The organism is Nakamurella sp. (assembly GCF_044224575.1).
GTDB lineage: Bacteria > Actinomycetota > Actinomycetes > Mycobacteriales > Nakamurellaceae > Nakamurella.
Genome location: NZ_JBGAKE010000038.1, coordinates 1 through 20,075 on the forward strand (window position 1 = coordinate 1; position 20,075 = coordinate 20,075).

A 20,075-nucleotide genomic window follows, 5' to 3' on the forward strand; every position below is an offset into this window, starting at 1 on the left:
CATCCGCAGGTTCGGAATCGATTCCGAACCTGCGGATGAGGCGAGTCGACCAGCCGATCAGCCCCGGGCCGAGTCCCGGACGACGCGGGTCAGCCCCAGCCGTAGCGTTGCCGGAGCCGGGTGGCCACCGCCGTGTAGCTCGCTTTCGGCAGACCGGCGGTCTCCCGGCGCATGCCGGCCGCGTGCACCCGGAAGACCCGGTCCACGTTCACCCACGACGGCCGGCCGGACGAGTCCCAGTTGCCGGACCCGATGGGGACGAAGTCGGCCCCCTGATGCTCCTTCGAGGTCAGCTGCACGGCGAGAAAGGTGCCGGCGGGCTCGGCGGCGACCACCAGCACCGGCCGGTCCTTGCCGCGGCCGTCCCGCTCCTCGAACGGCACCCAGGTCCACACGACCTCGCCGGGGTCGGGGGCGCCGTCCCGGGCCGGCGAGTACGTCATCCGGACCTTCCCGACCCGTCGGGGGTCGACCTCGACGGTGGCCGACGATCCGGACTGACCCGGCGACGCCGGGGTGGTTCCCGACGGCGCGGAGCCCGGCCGGGGCGGCGCGGAGCCCGGCCGGGTCGGACCGGTGTGTCGGGCCGGCGCCTTCGAGGGCGCCAGCACCGCCCGGATCGCGTCGGTGAACCGGCTCAGAAACGACATGACGGCAACCTACCGAAGCCCTGCGCGCGACGGTCGGGCGCGGGACGAGCAGGATTCCCGACGGGGCCATGACTCACATGTGTTTTATGAACTTATCCGTGACCCGACCGCGGGTCGGCGGGATGCTTGGGCCCCACCGCCGGAGAAGTGTCGGGCTCGCACCGAGCCCACCGAACGAGAGGCATGAAGACAATGGCTGTCGCCCCGTACGAGCTCGTCCATGGACCTGGAGACGTGGTGGCCCGGGTGGCTGCCCGGGGTCGGGCGGTGTTGTCGTCGCCGACGATCAACAAGGGCACTGCGTTCACGTTGGTTGAGCGTGAGCAGTTGGGGTTGACGGGGTTGTTGCCGACCGGGGTGACGACGTTGGAGGGGCAGACGCGGCGGGTGTGGGCGCAGTATCAGCAGCAGCCGACGGATCTGGCGAAGTGGGTGTATTTGGCGAATCTGCGGGATCGGAACGAGGTGTTGTTCTACCGGTTGCTCTCGGAGCGGCTGCCGGAGATGTTGCCGGTGGTGTACACGCCGACGGTGGGTGAGGCGATCCAGCGGTTCAGTCATGAGTTCCGGCGGAGCCGGGGGGTGTTCTTGTCGGTGGATCATCCGGATCAGGTCGAGACGGCGTTGCGGAACACGGGTCTGGGTCCGGATGATGTGGATCTGTTGGTGGCGACGGATTCGGAGGGGATCCTGGGGATCGGGGATCAGGGGATCGGCGGGATCGAGATCTCGATCGGGAAGTTGTCGGTGTATACGGCGGCGGCGGGGATCCATCCGCGGCGGGTGTTGCCGGTGGTGTTGGACACCGGGACGGACAATCTGAAGTTGTTGAACGATCCGATGTATATCGGGGAGCGGCATGCGCGGATCCGGGATCATCGGTATGACGAGTTGATCGACGCGTATGTGAGTGCGTGCAGCAAGTTGTTCCCGAACGCGATGTTGCATTGGGAGGATTTCGGCACGACGAACGCCCGTCGGATCCTGAACAAGTACTACGACCAGGTCTGTACGTTCAATGACGACATGCAGGGCACCGCGGCGGTGGTGTTGGCGGCGATCTTCTCGGCGGTGCGGGCGGCGGGGTCGCGGTTGCGGGATCAGACGATCGTGATCCATGGGGCCGGCACCGCCGGCCTGGGGATCGCGGACATGTTGCGGGATCAGATGGTCCGGGAGGGGTTGTCGCCGGACGAGGCGACGGGCCGGTTCTACGCGTTGGCCAAGCAGGGGTTGCTGGTCGGGGACGATCCGACGCTGCTGGATTTTCAGGTGCCGTATGCGCGGTCGCGGGCCGAGGTGGCGAACTGGCCGGGCGGACCGGGTGGGATTTCCCTGGCGGCGGTGGTGACGCGGGCGAAGCCGACGATCCTGATCGGGACGTCGACGCAGGCGGGGGCGTTCACGGAGTCGATCGTGCGGGAGATGGCGTCGTACACGGAGCGGCCGATTATTTTGCCGTTGTCGAATCCGACGAGTAAGGCGGAGGCGTTGCCGCACGATCTGATCCATTGGACGGATGGGAAGGTGTTGACGGCGACGGGTAGCCCGTTCGCGCCGGTGCCGTACAAGGGTGTGAGTTATCAGATCGCGCAGTCGAACAATGCGTTGGTGTTCCCGGGCCTGGGGTTGGGGGTTGCGGTGACGAAGGCGGAGCGGATCACCGATCGGATGATCGCGGCGGCGGCGGATGCGGTGGCGGCGATGGAGCGGATCACCGATCGGATGATCGCGGCGGCGGCGGATGCGGTGGCGGCGATGTCGGATGCGGGTCGGCCGGGGGCCAGCCTGCTGCCGCCGATGACGGCGTTGCGGACGGCGTCGGCGGCGGTGGCGATCGCGGTGGCCAGGGTGGCCGACGAGGAGGGGTTGGCCCGGGTCGAGCTGACCAACCCGATCCAGCAGGTGTACGACGCGATGTGGCAGCCCGAGTACCCGCGGATCGAGATCGTCGGCGGCTAGTCGCCTCCGACGTCGTCGTGAGGCGCCATCCGATACCGAGAGCCAGTCTCCCGCTATTGGGAGACAGGCTCTAGTCCTTTGACAGGTCCCGCCCTTCGAACCCACTCGACAGCGCCACTCGAGGAGAAACGGTTGTCATGGCCGACACCCAGCGACTTCCCCTGCCCATCATCGCCAACTGGGATTGGCAGACCGCCGGCGCCTGCCGGGGGATGGACAGCGACGCGTTCTTCCACCCGCCGCAGGAGCGGGCCAAGGGTCGCCGCAAGCGGATCGATGCCGCCAAGGCGGTCTGCAAGGCGTGCCCGGTCGTCCGGCAGTGCCTCGATCACGCCCTGGAAACCCGTGAGCCGTATGGCGTCTGGGGTGGGCTGTCGGAGGACGAACGGGCCGAACGGCTCGGCGTACAGTCCCTGCGGTACCCGGCCGTCCGGTCCGCACCAACGGCCCGACGGCCACCGACCGTCCGGCCGGTGGCGGTCGGAGGGTCCCTCGAATCGATTGGCCCCGGGGTCGGGCCCGTGGGATGATCGCAATATGACGACCGCAGCTGTCCGCCCCGCCACCGCGGGACGATTTCCCGGGCCCGTGCCCGGGGCGTGCAGCTGACGTCACTCCTTCCGGGCCGGGCGGCCCCCGCCGGTGCGTCGATCGACGTGCCGCGACAACGGTTCGTCGTCGCCGGTGATCGGCGATGACGACGCCCGAGTCGACCTAGACTCCCTGCTGGTTGCGGCGCGCCGTCGCAATCGGCTCCGCCCGCAGTGCTCCCGCCCGGAAGGTTTCGCATGACCACCGCGCCACCCAGTTCGACCGCGCCGACCCCGCCCTCGTCGAACCCGCCCGCGCCGACCGACGAGACCGGTATCGCACAGGCGGTGGCCGCGGCGTTGGCGGCGATCGCCGCCGCCGAGGACCTGGACGCGCTCAAGACGGTCCGGCTGGCCCATGCCGGGGATCGCAGCCCGCTCGCGTTGACCAACCGGGCCCTGGCCGACCTGCCCAAGACCGAACGGGCCGCCCCCGGACGGTTGATCGGGCAGAGCCGGGCTCAGGTGAACAAGGCGATCGCCGCCCGCGAGGCCGAGCTGGTGGCGCAGCGGGACGCCCGGGTCCTGCGGGAGGAGGCCGTCGACGTCACCCTGCCCTACGACCGGGAGCCGGCCGGGTCGCGGCACCCGATCTCGACGGTGATGGCCCGGATCGAGGACATCTTCGTGGCCATGGGCTGGGAGGTGGCCACCGGCCCGGAGCTCGAGGCGGAGTGGTTCAACTTCGACGCGCTGAACTTCCCGAAGGATCATCCGGCCCGGGCCATGCAGGACTCCTTCTACATCGCCGGCAACCCGGGGCTGGTGCTGCGCACTCATACCTCGCCCGTGCAGGTCCGCAGCATGCTCGATCGCGAGCCGCCGATCTACGTGGTCTGCCCGGGACGGGTCTACCGGTCGGACGAGCTGGACGCCACCCACACCCCGGTGTTCCACCAGGTGGAGGGTCTGGCCATCGACCGGCACCTGTCGATGGCGCACCTGAAGGGCACCCTGGACCACTTCGCCCGGGCGGTGTTCGGCCCGGAGTCGCGGACCCGGCTGCGGCCGTCGTTCTTCCCGTTCACCGAGCCGAGCGCCGAGATGGACGTGTACTTCCCGGACAAGAAGGGCGGCCCGGGCTGGGTCGAGTGGGGCGGCTGCGGGATGGTCGATCCGAACGTGTTGATCGCGTGCGGGTTGGACCCGTCGGAGTGGAGCGGCTTCGCCTTCGGCATGGGCATCGAACGCACCTTGCAGTTCCGCAACCAGATCCCGGACATGCGTGACCTCGTCGAGGGTGACGTCCGGTTCACCGCCGCGTTCGGCTGGGAGGTCTGAGGTCATGCGCCTATCTCTGGAGTGGCTCCGGGATGCCCTCGCGCTGCCGGCCGGCGCTCGCGCCGACCAGGTGGCCGACACGTTGGTCCGCATCGGGTTCGAGGTCGAGGACCTGCACACCGTGCCGCCGACCACCGGGGCCCTGGTGATCGGCCGGGTGCTCGAGATCGAGGAACTGACCGGCCTGAAGAAGCCGATCCGGTTCTGCCAGGTCGACGTCGGGCCGGGCAACGGGCCGGACGGCTCGGACGCGCCGCGCGGCATCATCTGTGGGGCGACGAACTTCGCCGTGGGTGACGCGGTCGTGGTGGCCCTGCCGGGAACGACGTTGCCCGGCGGCTTCCAGATCGCCTCCCGCCAGACGTACGGGCACCTCTCGGACGGAATGATCTGCTCCAACCGGGAACTGGGTCTCGGCTCCGAGCACGACGGCATCCTGGTCCTCGCGACCGCGACCGCGACCGCGGGTGCGGCCGCCGACGGTGCGGCGGCTTCCGGTGCGGCCGCGTCCGGTGAGGCGGCCGGGCAAGGCGCGACCGGGCCGGACGAGGCGATGCCCGCCCCGGGCGCCGATGCGCGGCCGGTCATCGGGTCCGACGACGTCGTCATCGAGCTGGCCATCACCCCGGACCGCGGCTACGCGCTGTCCGTTCGTGGGTTGGCCCGGGAACTGGCCGCCGCCTACGACCTTGCGTTCACCGACCCCGGGCTGCGGGACCTGCCCGACCCGGTCGCCGACGGGTGGCCGGTGACGATTGCCGACCCGATCGGCTGCGGCCGGTTCGCGACCGTCCGGGTGCGAGGCATCGACCCGACCGCACCGAGCCCCTACTGGATGCGGCGACGGCTGACCGCCGCCGGAATCCGGGCGATCTCGCTGGCCGTCGACGTCACGAACTACGTGATGGTCGAACTGGGTCAGCCGTTGCACGCCTTCGACGCGGACAAGCTTGCCGGGCCGATCACCGTGCGGCGCGCCGTCGAGGGGGAGAAGCTGGTCACCCTGGACGGGACCAAGCGCACCCTGGTCGCCGACGACCTCGTCGTCGCCGACGAGTCCGGCGCCATTTCGATGGCCGGTGTGATGGGCGGCGAATCGACCGAGATCTCCGACGGCACCACGAACGTCATCATCGAGGGCGCCTACTGGGACCCGCCGGTGATCATGCGGACCGTCCGCCGGCACCGGCTGCCCAGCGAGGCCGCCCGCCGGTTCGAGCGGGCCGTCGACCCGGCGATCGCCGCCGTCGCCGCGCAGCGCGCGGCCGAGCTGCTCGTCCGCTACGGCGGCGGCGTGGTGGCCGGCCGGTCGGATGTCTGGGGCGAACCGGTGCCGCGGGCCACCGTCGACCTGCCGACCGGCGAACCGGAACGGCTGACCGGGCGACCGTACGAGCGCGGCGTGATCGTGCGCCGGCTGGAGCAGGTCGGCTGTGCGGTCGAGGGCGGGGACGGCGAGGCCGATCCGATCCCGGTACGCCCGCCGACCTGGCGGCCCGACCTCACCCGGCCCGCCGACCTGGTCGAGGAGGTGGCCCGACTGGAAGGTTTCGACAGCATCCCGTCGGTGCTGCCCGTCGCGCCGGCCGGTACCGGCCTGACCCCGGCGCAGCGCCGGGAGCGGCTGGTCGCGGCCGACCTCACCTCGGCCGGGTTGACCGAGGTGCTGTCCTTCCCATTCCAGAGCGCGGCCGAGTTGGACCGGCTGGATCTGCCGGCCGACGATGCCCGGCGCCTGCTGATCCAGGTCGCCAACCCGTTGGACGCCGACCGGCCGGCGATGCGCACCACGCTGCTGACCGGGCTGTTGGACACGGTGCTGCGCAACCTGTCCCGGGGGGCGAAGGATCTGTCGGTGTTCGAGATCGGCTCGGTCTTCCTGCCCCGCCGCAATGCCCCGGTCGCCCCCGTCGTCGGGGTCGACCGCCGGCCGGACGGCACGGCATTGGCGGTGCTCGACGCGGCGCTGCCGAACCAGCCGCTGCACGTCGCCGCCGTGCTCGCCGGGGCCCGGGAACGCGCCGGCTGGTGGGGGACGGGTCGTCCGGCCGGCTGGGCCGACGCGGTCGAGCTGGCCCGGCGGATCGCCGCCACCGCGGGCGTGCAGATCCGGGTGGTGGCGGCCGAACAGGCTCCGTGGCATCCGGGTCGGTGCGCGAGCATCCGGGTCGGGGACTGGCCGATCGGATACGCCGGCGAGTTGGCCCCCAAGGTGGTGGAACGGCTCGGTCTGCCGCCGCGGACCGCCGCGCTCGAGCTCAACCTGGACGGCCTGCCGGCCCGGCAGACCCCCACCGCGCCGGCGATCAGTGCGTTCCCGCCGGTCAACCTGGACGTCGCCCTGGTGGTGCCGGACTCGGCGCCGGCCGCCGATGTGGCCGCGGCCCTGCGGGACGGCGGCGGCGAGCTGCTCGAGTCGCTGCGGCTGTTCGACGTCTACTCCGGTGATCAGGTCGCCGACGGGTCCCGGTCCCTGGCCTTCGCGATGATCGTGCGGGCGCCCGACCGGACCCTCACCGCCGCCGAGGCCACGCAGGTGCGGGACCGGGCCGTCGCGGCGGCCGCCGACCGGTTCGGCGCGACCCTGCGGTGACCGGTTGGGTCGAGCTGCCCTCCGGTGCGCGGGTGCGCGGCCGGCGGATGGCCGACCTGCCGGACGAGCCGGCCGACCTGCTGCTCGCGTTGGCCGACGGTCCGCTGCCGAACTGGGAGGTCCGGCGGATCGACTGGCCCGATTTCCGGGTACCGGCCGACCGGGCCGACGCGATCGCGGCGCTGCGCGAGGCGTTGCGCCGCGCGCGGGCCGGGGACCGGGTGGAAGTGGCCTGCCGCGGCGGCCGGGGCCGCACCGGCACAGCGTTGGCCGCGCTCGCCGTGCTCGACGGGATGGACCCGGCGGCGGCGGTGCCGTGGGTTCGCCGGGTGTACCACCGTCGGGCGGTCGAGACGCTCGGGCAGAAGCGTTGGGTCCGCTCGCTGTCGCCGTAGCCGGGTATCGGCGGGTGGACCGACCGCTGCGGGCGCCGCCCTCGGGACGATCGCCCTCGGTCGATCGAGCTTGGGATGGAGTTCCGGGGTCGGGTGGACGAGCGGCGCGATCTGTGGACAACGCTCCCGGCTGTCCACAGATCGCGAGTCCGGTTCGTGAACAGGCTCCGCGAAGTGCCACCATGGGCGCATGCCGTTGACCCAACCTGCCGACCTGTCCCGCAAGATCGAGAAGGCTGGCTACTATCCGGACCTGGTGGCCGACGTCCTGGACGTCGCGCTGGCCGGCGAGCAGGTGCTCGCGCACCTGGTGCACGGTGAGACGACGTTCGACCTCGACACCATCCGGCGGCACCTGTCGGTCGTCGTGCTCACCCAGGGCCGGCTGATCTTCGTCCACGCCGACGACCACAGCCCGGACGAGGAACACGGCGACGAGGCCCACGGCATCGCCACCAGCGAATCGGTCCCGCTGGCCTCGGTGCGGTCGGTCATGGTCACCCACGTGGTGCCCAAGCCCGAGCGGTACCGGCGGGGCAAACTCGGCCGGGAGCTGACCGTGACCATCGGCTGGGGTGCGGTGTCCCGGGTCGATCTGGAGCCCGCCACCTGCGGCGACCCCAACTGCGAGGCCGACCACGGGATGACCGGCAGCATCACCGCCGACGACCTGTCGCTGCGGATCAGCGCCGACGCCGAGGGTGAGGGGGCGCTGCGTGACGGCATCGCGTTCGCCAAGGCACTCTCCGCGATGACCGCGGCCGCCGCGATCCGCCACTGACCGCCCGCCCGGCCACCCTCTCCCGTGCCCCCGGAACCCGCGCGCCCCTTCCCCGCGCGGATCAACTGCGCCGGCGCGGCTGAAATCGACGACTTCCGTCCCACCCGTCACATCCGGGGCCACTTCATCCGCGCAGCTGTCCCCACCCGACCGGACGGCCCATGACGAGAGTCGACTGGCTGATCCCGCGCTACGACAACACCGCACTGGGCGCTCTGTTGCCCGGCGTCGCCGTCTCGCTCGGGCACGACCTGGGCGGACCCGCGGTGTCCCTGCCCGCCGCGCAGCGGGTGTGTGTGGTGCTGCTGGACGGCCTGGGCCACCGGCAGCTGCTGGAGCGGAGCCGCTGCGCGCCGTTCCTGGGGTCGTTACTGAAGGAGAGCCAGGCCCTCGTCGCCGGCTGCCCGAGTACGACGGCGACGTCGATGGCATCGTTCGGCACCGGCCTGCCGCCCGGCCGGCACGGGCTGCTCGGCTACGAGGTGATGGACCCGGATCGAGGCGAACTGCTCAACCAACTGCGCTGGCACCCCGACACCGACCCGTTGGCCTGGCAACCCCACCCGACGGTGTTCCAACGGCTGGCCGAGCGGGGGGTGCCGGTGACGCAGATCGGCAACCCCGAGTTCCTCGGGTCCGGGCTGACCATGGCCGCGCTCCGGGGCGCGTCTTTCATCGGTGTGAACCGCCTGCCCGAGCGGGTCGACGCGGCCGTCGACCGGCTGGCCGGGCCGGGCCTGGTCTACCTGTACTGGGCCGACATCGACGCCGTCGGGCATGCGTACGGCTGGCGCTCTTCCCAGTGGCGGCGGGCCGTACGGGGGGTGGATCGGCAGATGGCCCGGCTGGCCGGCCGGCTCCCGGCCGGAACGCTGCTGGTGGTGACGGCCGACCACGGCATGATCGACGTCCCGCCCCTCGACCGGCTCGACCTGGCCATCCGCCCCGGCCTGTGGTCCCGGTTCCGGGTGCTCGGCGGTGAGGGACGGTTCGCCCAGCTCTACTGCGAACCCGGCACCGCGCCGGAGGCCGTCGCCGACCTGGCGCGGCACGTGGCGCACTGGGTCGGCGAGCGGGCGTTCGTGCGCACCCGGGCGGCGGCGATCGACCAGGGTTGGTTCGGCCCCGTCGACGAGCGGGTGCGGGGCCGGATCGGTGATGTCGTCGTCGCCGGCCGCGAACCGTTCACGCTGATCGACTCGCGGACCGCCCGCCCCCACGTGCTGTCGCTGATCGGCCAGCACGGATCGCTCACCGCGGACGAGCAGCTGGTGCCGCTGCTGGTGCACGTGGTCTGAGGCGGCCTGGTCGGCGCCGCGAATCCCCGCCCGGCTCCACGAACCCCGACCCGGCACCACAACCCGCGCCGACGTGCCAGTCTCGGCCCGTTTCCGGGCCCGAAACGGGGCGGAAGTCGGCACGTCGGTGCGATCCGCCGGCCCTGCTCCCGCGGCGGGTGCACAGTGAGCTGCCGCCCGATACGGCACGATCAGCGCCATGGACGTCCTCGCGAGCCGGATCATCCTGCGCCCGCAGGTCCCGGCCGTCACCCAGCGGTTCTACCGGGACGACCTCGGCCTGGCGGTCGCCCGCGAGTTCGGGTCGCCGGACGCGCCCGGGATGGTGTTCTTCGCGGGCCCCACGCTGATCGAGATCTCCGGCCGGCTCGACGATCCGGCCCGCGCCGGCACGGCGATCTGGCTGCAGGTGCGTGACGTGCAGGCCGAGGTGGATCGGCTGGCCGGCCGCGGGGTGCCGATCGTCCGGCCGCCCCGGCAGGAGTTCTGGGGGTTGATCGAGGCGTGGATCGCCGATCCGGACGGTACCCCGATCGTCCTGGTGCAGGTGCCGGCGGACCATCCGCTACGCCGGGACACCCGAACCCTCGCGCCCTGAGCGACCGCCGGCCCGAATCGCCGCGCGGATGAAGTCACCCCGAATGTGCAGGGTGGGACAGGAGTCGAGCAGATGAGCCGCGCCGGCGGAGATGATCCGCGCGGCAAGGGTGCATGACTATGCGGAGTGCTGTATGGTCAGCGCTTCCGAAGGAGGAAACCATGACGTACCGGGTGGCGGTGGCCGGAGCCAGTGGATATGCGGGCGGCGAGGCCCTGCGCCTGCTGCTGGCCCATCCGCAGATCAGCATTGGCGCGGTGACTGCCCACAGCAATGCCGGCGACACCGTCGGCATGCACCAGCCGCACCTGCTGCCGCTGGCCGACCGCTTGCTGGAGCCGACCACCGTCGAGGTCCTCAAGGGCCACGATGCGGTGATCCTGGCCCTGCCACACGGGCAGTCGCACGAGGTGGCGGCCCAGTTGGGCGCGGACACGATCGTCATCGACTGCGGGGCCGACCACCGGCTGGAGGACCCGGCCGCCTGGGCGCAGTTCTACGGCGGTGAGCACCCCGGCACCTGGCCCTACGGCATCCCCGAACTCCCCGGCCACCGCGAGCGATTGCGCGGCGCGCAGCGGGTCGCCGTTCCTGGTTGCTACCCCACCGGCGCGTCCCTGGCCATGGTGCCGGCGCTGACGGCCGGCCTGGTCCGGCCGGAGGTGGTGGTCGTTGCCGCGTCCGGGACGTCCGGAGCCGGCAAGGCGCCCAAGACGAACCTGATCGGCTCCGAAGTAATGGGCGCGGTCTGCGCCTACGGGGTCGGAGGCGTCCATCGGCACACCCCGGAGATGATCCAGAACTTCAGCAAGGCCTCCGGGCAGCCGGTCACCGTCTCGTTCACCCCGCTGCTGGTGCCGATGCCCCGCGGCATCCTGTCCACCGTGAGCGCCCCCGTCGCCAACCCCGACGTCACCGTGGCCGACGTCCGGGCCGCCTACGAGAAGGCCTACGGCGACGAGCCGTTCGTCCGGGTGCTGCCGGAGGGGCAGTGGCCGAGCACCGCGTCGACACTCGGCGCGAACACCGTCCTCCTGCAGGTCGCGGTGGACGCCGACGCCGGTCGTGTCATCGTCATCGCCGCCCTGGACAACCTGACCAAGGGCACTGCCGGCGCCGCCGTGCAGTGCCTCAACCTCGCGCTCGGCCTGCCGGAGACGACGGGCCTGCCCACCGTAGGAGTTGCGCCATGAGCTGTACGAGCCCGCAGGGGTTCCGGGCCGCCGGAGTGACCGCCGGTCTCAAGGCGTCCGGCACACCGGACGTCGCGCTCGTCGTCAATGACGGTCCGCGCTTCGACGCGGCCGGCGTGTTCACGTCCAACCGGGTCAAGGCGGCGCCGGTCCGCTGGTGTGAGGCGTTGTTCACGGCCGACCAGGGGCCCGGTACGCAGCTCGCGGCGGTGATCCTGAACTCCGGCGGCGCCAACGCGTGCACCGGGCCGGCGGGCTACCAGGACACCGTCCGCACCGCCGAGCACGTCGGGTCGGTGCTGAGCCTGCCGGCGAGCCGGGTCGCCGTCGCCTCGACCGGGCTGATCGGGATGCGGCTGCCGATGGACCTGGTGCTGGCCGGCGTCGGCGAGGCCCATCGGGCGCTGTCCGGGGACGGTGGCCAGCAGGCCGCCGTCGCCATCATGACGACCGACACCGTGCCGAAGACCGTCGTGGTGCCGGGCCCGGGGTTCACCGTCGGTGGGATGGCCAAGGGCGCCGGCATGCTGGCCCCGGGCCTGGCCACCATGCTGGTCGTGCTGACCACCGACGCGGTGGCCGACGGCGCCGCCCTGGACACCGCCCTGCGCGCGGCGACCCGGGTGAGCTTCGACCGGCTCGATTCCGACGGCGCGATGTCCACCAACGACACCGTGCTGCTGCTGGCCTCCGGCGCGTCGGGCACCGAGCCCAGCCCGGAGCAGTTGACCGCCGCGGTCACCCGGGCCTGTACCGACCTGGCCGAGCAGCTGCTGGCCGATGCCGAGGGCGCCACCAAGGAGATCCGGATCGAGGTGCGCGGCGCCGCCACCGAGGACGACGCGGTCGAGGTCGGCCGCCTGGTCGCCCGCAACAACCTGGTCAAGACCGCGTTCTTCGGCCAGGACCCCAACTGGGGGCGGATTCTCGCCGCGGTCGGCACCGCCGGCCCGCACGTCGAGTTCGACGCCGACCTGATCGACGTCGCCCTCAACGGGGTGCAGATCTGCCGGGCCGGCGGCGTCGGCGACGACCGCGACCTGGTCGACCTGACCGGCCGGCAGGCGCACGTGATCATCGACCTGCACGCCGGTACCGAGACCGCGACCATCCTGACCAACGACCTGTCGCACGCCTACGTGCACGAGAATTCGGCGTACTCGACATGACCGGCCCGGCATCGGACAAGCTGACAGTCCCGGCGGAGCCGGGTCAGGCCCCTGCGGCGAGCAGTGACGAGCTCGAGCCGCGCGAGCTGTCCCAGCTCGAGACCGCCCGGCAGCGCGCCGAGGTGCTGGCCGACGCCCTGCCCTGGCTGCGCCGGTTCGCCGGGCAGATCGTCGTGGTCAAGTACGGCGGCAACGCGATGACCGACGAGGGACTCAAGCAGGCCTTCGCCGCCGACATGGTGTTCCTGCGCACCGTCGGCCTGCGCCCGGTGGTCGTGCACGGCGGCGGCCCCCAGATCAGCGCGATGCTCACCCGGCTCGGCGTCCCCGGCGAGTTCAAGGGCGGTTTCCGGGTCACCACCCCGGAGACCATGGACATCGTGCGGATGGTGCTGGTCGGTCAGGTCGGCCGGGAGCTGGTCAACCTGATCAACTCGCACGGCCCGCTGGCCGTCGGCATGTCCGGCGAGGATGCCAACCTGTTCACCGCGGCCCGGCGCAGCGTGCTGGTCGACGGCGTCGAGACCGATGTCGGCCTGGTTGGCGACGTGGTCGCGGTCAACCCGGACGCCGTGCTGGATCTGGTCGACGCCGGCCGCATCCCGGTCGTCTCGACGGTCGCGCCGGACGCGGACGGCGTGGTGCACAACGTCAACGCCGACACCGCCGCCGCCGCGCTGGCCATCGCGCTGGACGCGGCGAAGCTGGTCATGCTGACCGATGTCGAGGGGGTCTACGCCAACTGGCCGGACCGGAACTCGCTGCTGTCCAGGATCGGCGCCGACGCGCTGGCGGAGCTGCTGCCCCGGCTGGAGGCGGGCATGGTGCCCAAGATGGAGGGCTGCCTGCGCGCGGTACGCGGAGGAGTGGCTGCCGCCCACGTCATCGACGGCCGCGTCCCGCACGCGGTCCTGTTGGAGATCGTCACCACCGAGGGCGTCGGGACGATGGTGCTGCCGCACCTGGAACCCGCGCCCGGAGCACCCGAGATGAGCCCGCAATGAGCAACGAGAAGGCCGCCGCCCGGTGGCAACACGCGTTGATGAACAACTTCGGCACGCCGCCGGTCGAGCTGGTCAGCGGGCACGGCGCCGTCGTCGTCGACGCCGATGGGAACGAGTACCTGGACCTGCTCGGCGGGATCGCGGTGAACGCGCTGGGCCACGCACACCCGGCGATCGTGCAGGCGGTCAGCGAGCAGGTCGCCACCCTGGGCCACGTCAGCAACTTCTTCACCCACCCCGCTGTGTTGAATTTGGCCGAGAAGCTGCAGGACATCAGCGGGGCCGGCGAGTCCGGGCGGGTCATCTTCGCCAACTCCGGCGCCGAGGCCAACGAGGCCGCGTTCAAGATGGCCCGGCTGACCGGACGGCCGACCATCGTCGCCGCCGACGGCGCGTTCCACGGCCGCACGATGGGCGCGCTGTCCATCACCGGGCAGCCGGCCAAACGGGCGCCGTTCGAACCGATGCCGCCGGGCGCCGCGTTCGTGCCCTACGGGGACATCGCGGCGCTGGACGCCGCGGTCGACCAGGACACCGCCGCGGTGTTCCTGGAGCCGATCCTGGGCGAGGCCGGCGTCGTCCCCGCCCCCGACGGCTACCTCGTCGCCGCCCGGAAGATCACCGCCGAGCGGGGCGCGCTGCTCGTCCTGGACGAGGTGCAGACCGGGATCGGCCGCACCGGAACCTGGCTGGCGCACCAGCGTTTCGGCATCACCCCGGACATCGTGACGCTGGCCAAGGGGCTGGGCGGCGGCCTGCCGATCGGCGCCGCCATCGGCTACGGACGGGCCGCGGAGCTCCTGCAGCCGGGCCAGCACGGCAGCACCTTCGCCGGTAACCCGGTGTGCGCGGCCGCCGCCCTGGCCGTCCTGCGGACCATCGAGACCGATGGCCTGCTCGATCATGTCGCGACCCTGGGCAAGCACATCGCCACCGCCGTCGAGGATCTCGACGATCCGCGGATCCGGAAGGTCCGCGGCCAGGGCCTGTTGCTCGGCATCGTGCTGACCGACCCGATCTCGGCCGCCACGGCGAACGCGGCCCGGGACCTCGGGTTTATCGTCAACGCCCCCGCGCCGGACGTGATCCGGCTCGCCCCGCCGCTCATCCTGACCACCGAGCAGGCCGACTCGTTCGTCGCCGCCCTGCCCACGATCCTGGACACCGCCACCGAGGAGAAGAAATGACCACCGCGCCCGTCCGGCACTTCCTGCGGGACGACGACATCACCCCGGCCGAGCTGATCCAGATCCTGGACACCGCCGACACCTTCAAGAAGGACCGCACCGGGTACACCCCGCTGGCCGGCAAGGCCGTCGCCGTCGTGTTCGAGAAGAACTCGACCCGGACCCGGCTGTCCTTCGAGGTCGGCATCGCCCAGCTCGGCGCCCAGCCGGTGATCGTGGACGGCCGCACCAGCCAGCTCGGCCGGGAGGAGACGATCGAGGACACTTCCCGGGTGCTGTCCCGGTTCGTCGACGCCGTCGCCATCCGCACCTTCGCGCAGGGCCGGATCAACGCGCTGGCCGGGGTCTCCAGCGTGCCGGTGATCAACGCGTTGACCGACGAGTTCCACCCCTGCCAGGTGCTGGCCGACCTGCAGACCGTCCGCGAGCGGAAAGGCGGACTCGCGGGTTTGACCATGACCTACCTCGGCGACGGCGCCAACAACATGGCCCACTCGCTGATGCTCGGCGGCGCCAATGCCGGCATGACGGTCCGGGTCGCCGCGCCGGAAGGCTTCAACCCGCACCCGCAGTTCGTCGATGCCGCCGCGCAGCGGGCCGCGCAGACCGGCGGCGGGGTGGAGCTGGTCACCGATCCACAGGCCGCCGTCGACGGTGCCGACGTGCTGGTCACGGACACCTGGGTGTCGATGGGCCAGGAGAACGACGGCCTGGACCGGGTCGGGCCGTTCCGGCCGTACCAGATCAACCGGGAGCTGCTCGGCCGGGCGAACCAGGACGCGATCGTGCTGCACTGCCTGCCGGCCCACCGTGGTTTCGAGATCACCGACGAGGTGATCGACGGGCCGGCGTCCGCGGTGTGGGACGAGGCCGAGAACCGGCTGCACGCACAAAAGGCGCTGATGGCCTTCCTGCTCGGCCCCCGCTGACCGGACCGGCCGGCGGACCCGTGAATCCCCTGGCGACGAAGGCGGCCCGGCACGGCCGGATTACCGAGCTCATCCGGGACCACCCGGTGCGTTCGCAGACCGAGCTGATGGCGCTGCTGTCCGCGTCCGGGGTGACCGTCACCCAGGCCACCCTGTCCCGGGACCTGGAGGAACTCGGTGCACTGAAGCTGCGCGGGGTGGACGGCGGGCCGCCGGTCTACCGGATCCCCGAGGACGGCAGCCCGCGCCCGATGGAGGGCGGCACCGACCGGCTCGCCCGGCTGCTGGGTGAGCTGCTGCTGTCCTTCGACGGATCGGCCAACCTGGCAGTGCTGCGCACCCCGCCGGGCGCCGCGCAGTACCTGGCCTCGGCGATCGACCGGGCCAGCCTGGCCGACATCGTCGGCACCATCGCCGGTGACGACACCATCCTGGTCGTCGCCCGCGACGGCCGCACCGGCCTGGAAGTCGGCCGGCTGCTCGCCGGTCTCGCCGCCGGCGACACCTGACCGCGGTCCCACCCGCACGACCACCGTCACCCGCACAGATAGGCTTCCTGCTCGTGTCCAAGGTTCTTGAATCCCTGCCCCAGGGCCAGAAGGTCGGCATCGCGTTCTCGGGAGGGCTGGACACCTCGGTGGCCGTGGCCTGGATGCGCGAGAACGGCGCGGTGCCCTGCGCCTACACCGCCGACCTCGGCCAGGCCGACGAGCCGGACCTGTCCGGCGTGCCGGGCCGCGCCATCGAGTACGGCGCCGAGATCGCCCGCATCGTCGACTGCCGCGCCGGGCTGGTGGAGGAGGGCTTCGTCGCCCTGGCCTGCGGCGCGTTTCACATTCGCTCGGCCGGGCTGACCTACTTCAACACCACGCCGCTGGGCCGCGCGGTCACCGGCACGCTGCTGGTCCGGGCGATGGCCGACGACGAAGTCGACATCTGGGGCGACGGCTCGACCTACAAGGGCAACGACATCGAGCGGTTCTACCGCTACGGGCTGCTGGCCAACCCGCGGCTGCGGATCTACAAGCCCTGGCTGGACACCACGTTCGTCGCCGAACTGGGCGGCCGGACCGAGATGAGCGAGTGGCTGCTGGCCCGCGACCTGCCGTACCGCGCGTCGGTGGAGAAGGCGTACTCGACCGACGCCAACATCTGGGGGGCCACCCACGAGGCCAAGCGGCTGGAGCACCTGGACGCCTCGGTCGAGATCGTGCAGCCGATCATGGGTGTGCGGTACTGGGACGAGTCCGTCGCGATCGCCACCGAGGACGTCACGATCGCCTTCGAGCGGGGCCGGCCGGTCGCCGTCAACGGCGTGGATCTGGACCCGGTGGACCTGGTGCTGGAGGCCAATGCGATCGGCGGCCGGCACGGCCTGGGCATGAGCGACCAGATCGAGAACCGGATCATCGAGGCCAAGTCCCGCGGCATCTACGAGGCGCCGGGCATGGCCCTGCTGTTCATCGCCTACGAGCGGCTGGTCAACGCGATCCACAACGAGGACACCGTCGCGACCTACCACGACCAGGGCCGGCGGCTGGGCCGGCTGCTGTACGAGGGGCGCTGGCTCGACCCGCAGGGCCTGATGCTGCGCGAATCGCTGCAGCGCTGGATCGGCTCGGCGATCACCGGCACCGTCACGCTGCGGCTGCGCCGGGGCAACGACTACACGATCCTGGACACCACCGGGCCCGAGCTGTCCTACCACCCGGACAAGCTGTCGATGGAGCGGGTCTCCGAGGCCGCGTTCGGACCGGCCGACCGGATCGGCCAGCTGACCATGCGCAACCTGGACATCGCCGACACCCGGTCCAAGCTCGAGCTCTACGCCGCGCTGGGCCAGCTCGACACCGAGCAGACCCTGGTCGGCACCCTGCGGCCGGGACAGGCCGGGGCCATCGCCAGCCTGCCCGCCGCGGCCGACGAGCACCCCGAGCAGAGCCACGCGATCGAACAGGCCAGCGACAGCGCGGCCATGGACGCCGGGACGGACTGACATGCCCGCCCCCGTCCACGTTCCTTCTCCCACCCCCACCCCTACCCGCACCACTCCCACCCTCACCCGCCGTACCCCCACCCGCCGTACCCCCACCCCCGCCGACTCGCCACATCTGCAGGTTCGCGGGGCCGGGGAAGGTGCGTTTCCGGCGAGTCGTCGTGCCCGGGCCACCTGCCGGGCCGGGGGTGCGCGATGACCGGCGCCGCGCCGGGGGCCGGCGCGTCGTCAGGCGGCCTGTGGGGTGGCCGGTTCGCTTCCGGACCGTCCCCGGAGATGGCCGCGCTGAGTCTGAGCACCCACTTCGACTGGGTGCTCGCGCCCTACGACATCGCCGGCTCGCGGGCGCACGCCCGGGTGCTGCACCGCGCCGGGCTGCTGTCGGCGGAGGAGCTGTCGGACATGCTGGCCGCCCTCGACGAACTGGCCGCCGACGTGGCCTCCGCTGCGTTCCGGCCGGACCCGGCCGACGAAGACGTGCACACCGCGCTGGAGCGGGGCCTGTTGGACCGGGCCGGTCAGGACCTGGGTGGCAAGCTGCGGGCCGGCCGGTCCCGCAACGACCAGGTGGCCACCCTGTACCGGATGTACCTGCGCGATCACGCCCGGCGGATCGGCCGGCTGGTCACCGATCTGCAGGACGCCCTGCTGGACCAGGCCGAGCAGCATCCGGGGGCGGCGATGCCCGGGCGGACGCACTTCCAGCATGCCCAGCCGGTGTTGCTCGCCCATCACCTGGCCGCGCACGCCCAGGCGCTGGCCCGGGACGTGGACCGGATCCGCGACTGGGACCGCCGCGCCGCGGTGTCCCCGTACGGCTCGGGGGCACTGGCCGGGTCGTCGCTGGGTCTGGACCCGGCTGCGATCGCCGCGGAGCTCGGGTTCGACGCGCCGGCGCAGAACTCGATGGACGCCACCTCGGCCCGCGATTTTGCCGCCGAGCTGGCGTTCGTACTGGCCACGATCGCGGTGAACGTGTCGCGGTGGGCCGAGGAGGTCATCGTCTTCACCACCGCGGAGTTCGGCTACGCCCGCCTGCATGACGCGTTCGCGACCGGGTCGTCGATCATGCCGCAGAAGAAGAACCCGGACATCGCCGAGCTCGCCCGCGGCAAGGCCGGCCGGCTCATCGGCAACCTCACCGGGCTGCTGGCCACGCTCAAGGCGCTGCCGCTGGCCTACAACCGGGACCTGCAGGAGGACAAGGAGCCGCTGATCGACTCGGTCGACCAGCTGGAGCTGCTGCTGCCGGCCGTGGTCGGCATGACGGCCACCCTGGAGTTCCGGCCGGACCGGATGGCGGCCATGGCGCCGGCCGGTTTCTCGCTGGCCACCGACGTGGCCGAATGGCTGGTGCGGCAGGGGGTGCCGTTCCGGGTGGCGCACGAGGCGGCCGGCCGGTGTGTGGCCGTCGCCGAGGCCGGCGACAAGGACCTGGTCGACCTCACCGACGACGAACTCGCGCAGATCAACCCGGCGCTGACGCCGGCGGTCCGTGAGGTGCTCACCGTCGACGGCTCGCTGGCCTCCCGGGACGCCGTCGGCGGCACCGCCCCGGTGCGGGTGGCCGAGCAGATCGAGGCCCTGCGGGACACGATCGCCACCGATCGGACGTGGTTGGGCCACTGATCCGGCTCGGCCCCTGATCCGGCTCGGCCCCTGATCCGGCTCGGCCCCTGATCCGGCTCGGCCCACCGGACGTCGCGCCGCTCGGGTGATCGTCGCGCCCCGTCGACCGGGCGTGATGGTCGCGGCGCCGGCGCGACGTCGGGCGCCGGTGGTCGGATCGGCACGGCACCCGGGCGGTGCGGACTGGCAGCATGACCGGCGTGCAGGGACTCGGTCGGGCGTTGCGGCGAAGCTTCTTCGCCCGGGACGTGCTGACCGTCGCCCCGGACCTGCTGGGCCGGGTGGTCGTGCGCCACACCGCGGACGGTCCGATCGCCGTCCGGCTCACCGAGGTCGAGGCGTACGCCGGACCGCTGGACCCGGCGTCGCACGCCTACCGCCGGACCGCCCGCTCGGAAGTCATGTACGGGCCGCCCGGTCACCTGTACGTGTACTTCGTCTACGGCATGCATTGGTGCGCCAACGTGGTGACCGGTCCCGACGGGACCGCATCGGCGGTGCTCCTGCGCGGCGGCGAGGTGATCCGGGGTCTGTCGCAGGCCCGGGAACGGCGGCCCACTGCCCGTCGGGACGCCGACCTGGCCCGCGGCCCGGCCGGTCTGGCCGCGGTTCTCGGCGTGCGCGGACCGGACAGCGGTACGGATCTGCTCGACCCCGACGCGATGCTGGAGCTGCGGGCCGGAACCCGACCGCCGGTGTCCGTCGCGCACGGCCCACGGGTGGGGGTGTCGGTCGCGGCGGAGGAGCCATGGCGCTTCGTCGAGGTCGGGAACCCGACCGTGAGCGCCTATCGACGGGGCACTCGGGCGACCCGTTCGCG

The 20,075-nt window shown here is 72.1% G+C and carries 18 protein-coding genes; 17 read left to right on the plus strand and 1 reads right to left on the minus strand.

Annotated features, from left to right (window positions below):
- Positions 1–89: 89 nt before the first annotated feature.
- A complete protein-coding gene (locus ACILSK_RS24660; protein WP_395729836.1) occupies positions 90–650 on the minus strand; it encodes a type II toxin-antitoxin system PemK/MazF family toxin in 561 nt (186 codons plus the stop codon).
- Between the two features lie 192 nt (positions 651–842).
- Here ACILSK_RS24660 and ACILSK_RS24665 point away from each other — a divergent pair, with 192 nt between their 5' ends.
- The 17 genes from ACILSK_RS24665 to ACILSK_RS24745 form a co-directional block, all read left to right on the plus strand.
- Positions 843–2,612: an NAD-dependent malic enzyme gene (locus ACILSK_RS24665; RefSeq protein WP_395729852.1), complete on the plus strand. Its 1,770-nt coding sequence runs from the start codon at positions 843–845 to the stop codon at positions 2,610–2,612.
- A 137-nt stretch (positions 2,613–2,749) separates the two neighbouring features.
- A complete protein-coding gene (locus ACILSK_RS24670) occupies positions 2,750–3,142 on the plus strand; it encodes a WhiB family transcriptional regulator (RefSeq protein ID WP_395729837.1) in 393 nt (130 codons plus the stop codon).
- A gap of 258 nt (positions 3,143–3,400) precedes the next feature.
- Positions 3,401–4,483, plus strand: a complete 1,083-nt coding sequence (gene pheS / locus ACILSK_RS24675) for a phenylalanine--tRNA ligase subunit alpha (RefSeq protein WP_395729838.1) — start codon at positions 3,401–3,403, stop codon at positions 4,481–4,483.
- A 4-nt stretch (positions 4,484–4,487) separates the two neighbouring features.
- Positions 4,488–7,076, plus strand: a complete 2,589-nt coding sequence (pheT, locus tag ACILSK_RS24680; RefSeq protein WP_395729839.1) for a phenylalanine--tRNA ligase subunit beta — start codon at positions 4,488–4,490, stop codon at positions 7,074–7,076.
- Positions 7,077–7,123: 47 nt separating this feature from the next.
- The gene (locus ACILSK_RS24685; protein WP_395729853.1) at positions 7,124–7,471 is read left to right on the plus strand and encodes a protein-tyrosine phosphatase family protein; all 348 of its coding nucleotides are present in this window, start codon (positions 7,124–7,126) and stop codon (positions 7,469–7,471) included.
- Between the two features lie 190 nt (positions 7,472–7,661).
- Positions 7,662–8,252 (plus strand): DUF5998 family protein, encoded by a 591-nt coding sequence (locus ACILSK_RS24690; RefSeq protein WP_395729840.1) that lies wholly within the window; start codon positions 7,662–7,664, stop codon positions 8,250–8,252.
- 161 nt (positions 8,253–8,413) lie between these two features.
- Positions 8,414–9,550, plus strand: a complete 1,137-nt coding sequence (locus ACILSK_RS24695) for an alkaline phosphatase family protein (protein ID WP_395729841.1) — start codon at positions 8,414–8,416, stop codon at positions 9,548–9,550.
- A 199-nt stretch (positions 9,551–9,749) separates the two neighbouring features.
- Positions 9,750–10,148, plus strand: a complete 399-nt coding sequence (locus ACILSK_RS24700; RefSeq protein WP_395729842.1) for a VOC family protein — start codon at positions 9,750–9,752, stop codon at positions 10,146–10,148.
- Between the two features lie 161 nt (positions 10,149–10,309).
- On the plus strand, positions 10,310–11,341 hold the full coding sequence (argC, locus tag ACILSK_RS24705) for an N-acetyl-gamma-glutamyl-phosphate reductase (protein WP_395729843.1): 1,032 nt from the start codon (positions 10,310–10,312) through the stop codon (positions 11,339–11,341).
- Complete coding sequence (gene argJ, locus ACILSK_RS24710; protein ID WP_395729844.1) at positions 11,338–12,510, plus strand: bifunctional glutamate N-acetyltransferase/amino-acid acetyltransferase ArgJ; 1,173 nt, start codon at positions 11,338–11,340, stop codon at positions 12,508–12,510. Before argC ends, argJ begins: the two co-directional genes overlap by 4 nt.
- The gene (argB, locus tag ACILSK_RS24715; protein WP_395729845.1) at positions 12,507–13,514 is read left to right on the plus strand and encodes an acetylglutamate kinase; all 1,008 of its coding nucleotides are present in this window, start codon (positions 12,507–12,509) and stop codon (positions 13,512–13,514) included. The genes argJ and argB overlap by 4 nt, the downstream gene beginning before the upstream one ends.
- Entirely contained in the window at positions 13,511–14,701 is a 1,191-nt protein-coding gene (locus tag ACILSK_RS24720; protein WP_395729846.1) for an acetylornithine transaminase, read from the plus strand. The genes argB and ACILSK_RS24720 overlap by 4 nt, the downstream gene beginning before the upstream one ends.
- A complete protein-coding gene (gene argF / locus ACILSK_RS24725) occupies positions 14,698–15,630 on the plus strand; it encodes an ornithine carbamoyltransferase (RefSeq protein WP_395729847.1) in 933 nt (310 codons plus the stop codon). The genes ACILSK_RS24720 and argF overlap by 4 nt, the downstream gene beginning before the upstream one ends.
- A gap of 20 nt (positions 15,631–15,650) precedes the next feature.
- Entirely contained in the window at positions 15,651–16,139 is a 489-nt protein-coding gene (locus ACILSK_RS24730; RefSeq protein WP_395729848.1) for an arginine repressor, read from the plus strand.
- Between the two features lie 53 nt (positions 16,140–16,192).
- On the plus strand, positions 16,193–17,626 hold the full coding sequence (argG, locus tag ACILSK_RS24735; protein ID WP_395729849.1) for an argininosuccinate synthase: 1,434 nt from the start codon (positions 16,193–16,195) through the stop codon (positions 17,624–17,626).
- Between the two features lie 195 nt (positions 17,627–17,821).
- A complete protein-coding gene (gene argH, locus ACILSK_RS24740) occupies positions 17,822–19,255 on the plus strand; it encodes an argininosuccinate lyase (RefSeq protein WP_395729850.1) in 1,434 nt (477 codons plus the stop codon).
- A gap of 191 nt (positions 19,256–19,446) precedes the next feature.
- The coding region (locus ACILSK_RS24745; protein WP_395729851.1) for a DNA-3-methyladenine glycosylase at positions 19,447–20,075 on the plus strand (629 nt) is incomplete at its 3' end.